At 58.2% G+C, this 5,295-nt stretch carries 3 rRNA genes; all 3 read left to right on the forward strand.

Features of this window, described 5'->3' with window-relative positions:
• Positions 1-54: 54 nt before the first annotated feature.
• Positions 55-1,574, forward strand: a 16S ribosomal RNA gene (locus HC028_RS26650).
• A 370-nt stretch (positions 1,575-1,944) separates the two neighbouring features.
• Positions 1,945-5,035, forward strand: a 23S ribosomal RNA gene (locus HC028_RS26655).
• Between the two features lie 116 nt (positions 5,036-5,151).
• Positions 5,152-5,268: ribosomal RNA gene (gene rrf / locus HC028_RS26660) — 5S ribosomal RNA — on the forward strand.
• Together the 16S, 23S and 5S rRNA genes form the textbook arrangement of a ribosomal RNA operon.
• Positions 5,269-5,295: the final 27 nt, after the last annotated feature.

Raw genomic sequence — 5,295 nt, forward strand, 5'->3', positions numbered from 1 at the left:
GGGATTCCTTTGGTGACAAACATGTTTGTTGCCAGGATGTTTTTCAACAGTTTTTTGTTGGAGAGTTTGATCCTGGCTCAGGACGAACGCTGGCGGCGTGCTTAACACATGCAAGTCGAGCGGAAAGGCTCCTTCGGGGGTACTCGAGCGGCGAACGGGTGAGTAACACGTGAGTAACCTGCCTCTGACTTTGGGATAACCCCGGGAAACCGGGGCTAATACCGGGTATGACCTGTGCCGGCATCGGTGCGGGTGGAAAGCTTTTGCGGTCAGGGATGGGCTCGCGGCCTATCAGCTTGTTGGTGGGGTGATGGCCTACCAAGGCGACGACGGGTAGCCGGCCTGAGAGGGCGACCGGCCACACTGGGACTGAGACACGGCCCAGACTCCTACGGGAGGCAGCAGTGGGGAATATTGCACAATGGGCGAAAGCCTGATGCAGCGACGCCGCGTGAGGGATGACGGCCTTCGGGTTGTAAACCTCTTTCGACAGGGACGAAGCGCAAGTGACGGTACCTGGAGAAGAAGCGCCGGCCAACTACGTGCCAGCAGCCGCGGTAAGACGTAGGGCGCAAGCGTTGTCCGGATTTATTGGGCGTAAAGAGCTCGTAGGCGGCTTGTTGCGTCGACCGTGAAAACTTGGGGCTTAACCCCAAGCCTGCGGTTGATACGGGCAGGCTAGAGTTCGGTAGGGGAGACTGGAATTCCTGGTGTAGCGGTGAAATGCGCAGATATCAGGAGGAACACCGGTGGCGAAGGCGGGTCTCTGGGCCGATACTGACGCTGAGGAGCGAAAGCGTGGGGAGCGAACAGGATTAGATACCCTGGTAGTCCACGCTGTAAACGTTGGGCGCTAGGTGTGGGGAGCCTCTCCGGTTCTCTGCGCCGCAGCTAACGCATTAAGCGCCCCGCCTGGGGAGTACGGCCGCAAGGCTAAAACTCAAAGGAATTGACGGGGGCCCGCACAAGCGGCGGAGCATGCGGATTAATTCGATGCAACGCGAAGAACCTTACCTGGGTTTGACATGGGCGGAAATCCGGCAGAGATGTCGGGTCCTTCGGGGCCGTTCACAGGTGGTGCATGGCTGTCGTCAGCTCGTGTCGTGAGATGTTGGGTTAAGTCCCGCAACGAGCGCAACCCTTGTCCGATGTTGCCAGCGCGTTATGGCGGGGACTCATCGGAGACTGCCGGGGTCAACTCGGAGGAAGGTGGGGATGACGTCAAGTCATCATGCCCCTTATGTCCAGGGCTTCACGCATGCTACAATGGCCGGTACAAAGGGCTGCGATACCGTGAGGTGGAGCGAATCCCAAAAAGCCGGTCTCAGTTCGGATCGGGGTCTGCAACTCGACCCCGTGAAGTCGGAGTCGCTAGTAATCGCAGATCAGCAACGCTGCGGTGAATACGTTCCCGGGCCTTGTACACACCGCCCGTCACGTCACGAAAGTCGGCAACACCCGAAGCCGGTGGCCCAACCCCTTGTGGGAGGGAGCCGTCGAAGGTGGGGCTGGCGATTGGGACGAAGTCGTAACAAGGTAGCCGTACCGGAAGGTGCGGCTGGATCACCTCCTTTCTAAGGAGCACCTTCAGACGAAAGTCTGTAAGGAGCCTGCGTTCCCGAGTGTGGAACGAGGAGCTCATTGGCGGAGACACTGGCTAGTCATGGCCGGCAACGGTTCGACCTCTTAGTACGGCTCTTTCGGGGGCAGGGAACAGATGTTGAGTGCGGCTGGTTGTGATGTGAGCACCCTGTTGGGTCCTGAAAGAACAACTGCTGGGGGTTTTGCCCCTGATGCGTTGGTCTTTCTGGATCGACGGCGACGACCGTTTGGTCACATAGCTGCGTCTGTTGGCGTGATGCTGTGATCGTTGGAAGCGGTTGGTTGCGCGTTTGTTGAGAATTACACAGTGGATGCGAGCATCTTTGTTTTTCTGATCTTTGTGGTCAAGTTGCTGAGGGCACATGGTGGATGCCTTGGCACCAGGAGCCGATGAAGGACGTGGGAGGCCGCGATAGGCCTGGGGGAGCTGTCAACCGAGCTGTGATCCCAGGGTGTCCGAATGGGGGAACCCGGCACCAGTCATGTGGTGTCACCCGCACCTGAATACATAGGGTGTGTGGAGGGAACGCCGGGAAGTGAAACATCTCAGTACCGGCAGGAAGAGAAAACAAATAGTGATTCCGTGAGTAGTGGCGAGCGAAAGCGGATCGAGGCTAAACCGGCCGCGTGTGATACCTGTCAGGGGTTGCGTGGTCGGGGTTGTGGGACCTCACGTGGCAGGCTGACACCTGTCGAAGGAGTTACCAAGCCAGTGCGCTAGCTGAATGGTCTGGAATGGCCGACCGTAGACGGTGATAGTCCGGTAGGTGAAAGTGCCTGGTCTCCTGTGGGTGTTCCCGAGTAGCGGCGGACCCCTGAAATCTGCCGTGAATCTGCCAGGACCACCTGGTAAGCCTAAATACTCCCTGGTGACCGATAGCGGACAAGTACCGTGAGGGAAAGGTGAAAAGTACCCCGGGAGGGGAGTGAAATAGTACCTGAAACCATGTGCCTACAATCCGTCGGAGCTGATTGTTCCTTGTGGACATAGGTGACGGCGTGCCTTTTGAAGAATGAGCCTGCGAGTTAGTGGTGCGTGGCGAGGTTAACCCGTGTGGGGAAGCCGTAGCGAAAGCGAGTCCGAATAGGGCGTTTGTAGTCGCGTGCTCTAGACCCGAAGCGGAGTGATCTAGCCATGGGCAGGCTGAAGCGCGGGTAAGACCGCGTGGAGGGCCGAACCCACCAACGTTGAAAAGTTGGGGGATGACCTGTGGTTAGGGGTGAAAGGCCAATCAAACTCCGTGATAGCTGGTTCTCCCCGAAATGCATTTAGGTGCAGCGTCGCGTGTTTCTTACCGGAGGTAGAGCACTGGATGGCCTAGGGGGCCTACAAGCTTACCGAAGTCAACCAAACTCCGAATGCCGGTAAGTGAGAGCGTGGCAGTGAGACTGCGGGGGATAAGCTTCGTAGTCGAGAGGGAAACAGCCCAGATCACCAGCTAAGGCCCCTAAGCGTGTGCTAAGTGGGAAAGGATGTGGGGTCGCATAGACAACCAGGAGGTTGGCTTAGAAGCAGCCACCCTTGAAAGAGTGCGTAATAGCTCACTGGTCAAGTGGTTCCGCGCCGACAATGTAGCGGGGCTCAAGCACACCGCCGAAGCTGTGGCATTCAGATTCTGTCTGGATGGGTAGGGGAGCGTCGTGTAGCCGGTGAAGCGGCGGAGTGATCCAGCCGTGGAGGCTGCACGAGTGAGAATGCAGGCATGAGTAGCGAAAGCAGGGTGAGAAACCCTGCCGCCGGATGACCAAGGGTTCCAGGGCCAGGCTAATCCGCCCTGGGTAAGTCGGGACCTAAGGCGAGGCCGAGAGGCGTAGTCGATGGACAACGGGTTGATATTCCCGTACCCGCGAAGGACCGCCCATGCTGAACCTCGCTGTGCTAACCACGCCAATCGTGTGCGGTCTTCGGATCAAGCGCGTGCGGTCTGGGAACCTGGTGGGTAGTAGGCAAGCGATGGGGTGACGCAGGAGGGTAGCTGATCCCGGCCGGTGGTTGTGCCGGGGTAAGCGTGTAGGCCGGCGCGTAGGCAAATCCGCGCGCCATGTGGCTGAGACGTGATGCCGAGCCGTTTTAGGTGAAGTCAGTGATCCCATGCTGCCGAGAAAAGCCTCTAGCGAGGTCCGAGCGGCCCGTACCCCAAACCGACACAGGTGGTCAGGTAGAGAATACCGAGGCGATCGGGTGAACTGTGGTTAAGGAACTCGGCAAATTGCCCCCGTAACTTTGGGAGAAGGGGGGCCAGCCCTGGTGACCGTCCGTGCGACGTGAGCTGGGGGTGGCCGCAGAGAGCAGGGGGAAGCGACTGTTTACTAAAAACACAGGTCCATGCGAAGTCGTAAGACGATGTATATGGACTGACGCCTGCCCGGTGCTGGAACGTTAAGGGGACCGGTTAGTCCGTAAGGGCGAAGCTGAGAACTTAAGCGCCAGTAAACGGCGGTGGTAACTATAACCATCCTAAGGTAGCGAAATTCCTTGTCGGGTAAGTTCCGACCTGCACGAATGGCGTAACGACTTCCCCACTGTCTCAACCACAGACCCGGCGAAATTGCAGTACGAGTAAAGATGCTCGTTACGCGCGGCAGGACGGAAAGACCCCGGGACCTTTACTATAGCTTGACATTGGTGCCCGAATTAGCTTGTGTAGGATAGGTGGGAGCCGGTGAAGCCCAGACGCCAGTTTGGGTGGAGGCAGCGTTGAAATACCACTCTGGTTGATTTGGGTATCTAACCTGCGGCCCTGATCGGGTCGAGGGACAGTGTCTGGTGGGTAGTTTAACTGGGGCGGTTGCCTCCTAAAGGGTAACGGAGGCGCCCAAAGGTTCCCTCAGCCTGGTTGGCAATCAGGTGTTGAGTGCAAGTGCACAAGGGAGCTTGACTGTGAGACTGACAGGTCGAGCAGGGACGAAAGTCGGGACTAGTGATCCGGCACTGGCATGTGGAAGCGGTGTCGCTCAACGGATAAAAGGTACCCCGGGGATAACAGGCTGATCTTCCCCAAGAGTCCATATCGACGGGATGGTTTGGCACCTCGATGTCGGCTCGTCGCATCCTGGGGCTGGAGTAGGTCCCAAGGGTTGGGCTGTTCGCCCATTAAAGCGGTACGCGAGCTGGGTTTAGAACGTCGTGAGACAGTTCGGTCCCTATCCGCCGTGCGCGTAGGAGACTTGAGAAGGGCTGTCCCTAGTACGAGAGGACCGGGACGGACGAACCTCTGGTGTGCCAGTTGTACCGCCAGGTGCACGGCTGGTTGGCTACGTTCGGAAGGGATAACCGCTGAAAGCATCTAAGCGGGAAGCCTGCTTCAAGATGAGGTCTCCCACCCCTTTGAGGGGTAAGGCCCCCAGTAGACGACTGGGTTGATAGGCCGGATGTGGAAGCCCGGTAACGGGTTCGAGCTGACCGGTACTAATAGGCCGAGGACTTGACCTACAAATTCAGGTCAGAAAATTTAAGCGTGAGCATCCACTGTGTGATTCTGAACGAACGGGCGACACCCCCGGAGGGAAAACTTCGGGCGCGGCGTTGGTCGGTGAAGTTCATAGCGTTACGGCGGTCATGGCGGAGGGGAAACGCCCGGTCACATTCCGAACCCGGAAGCTAAGCCCTCCAGCGCCGATGGTACTGCACTCGTGAGGGTGTGGGAGAGTAGGACGCCGCCGGACATCTTTTCGTGGTGGCCGGTTCCCCGT

This window comes from Planosporangium flavigriseum, assembly GCF_011947225.1.
GTDB lineage: Bacteria > Actinomycetota > Actinomycetes > Mycobacteriales > Micromonosporaceae > Planosporangium > Planosporangium flavigriseum.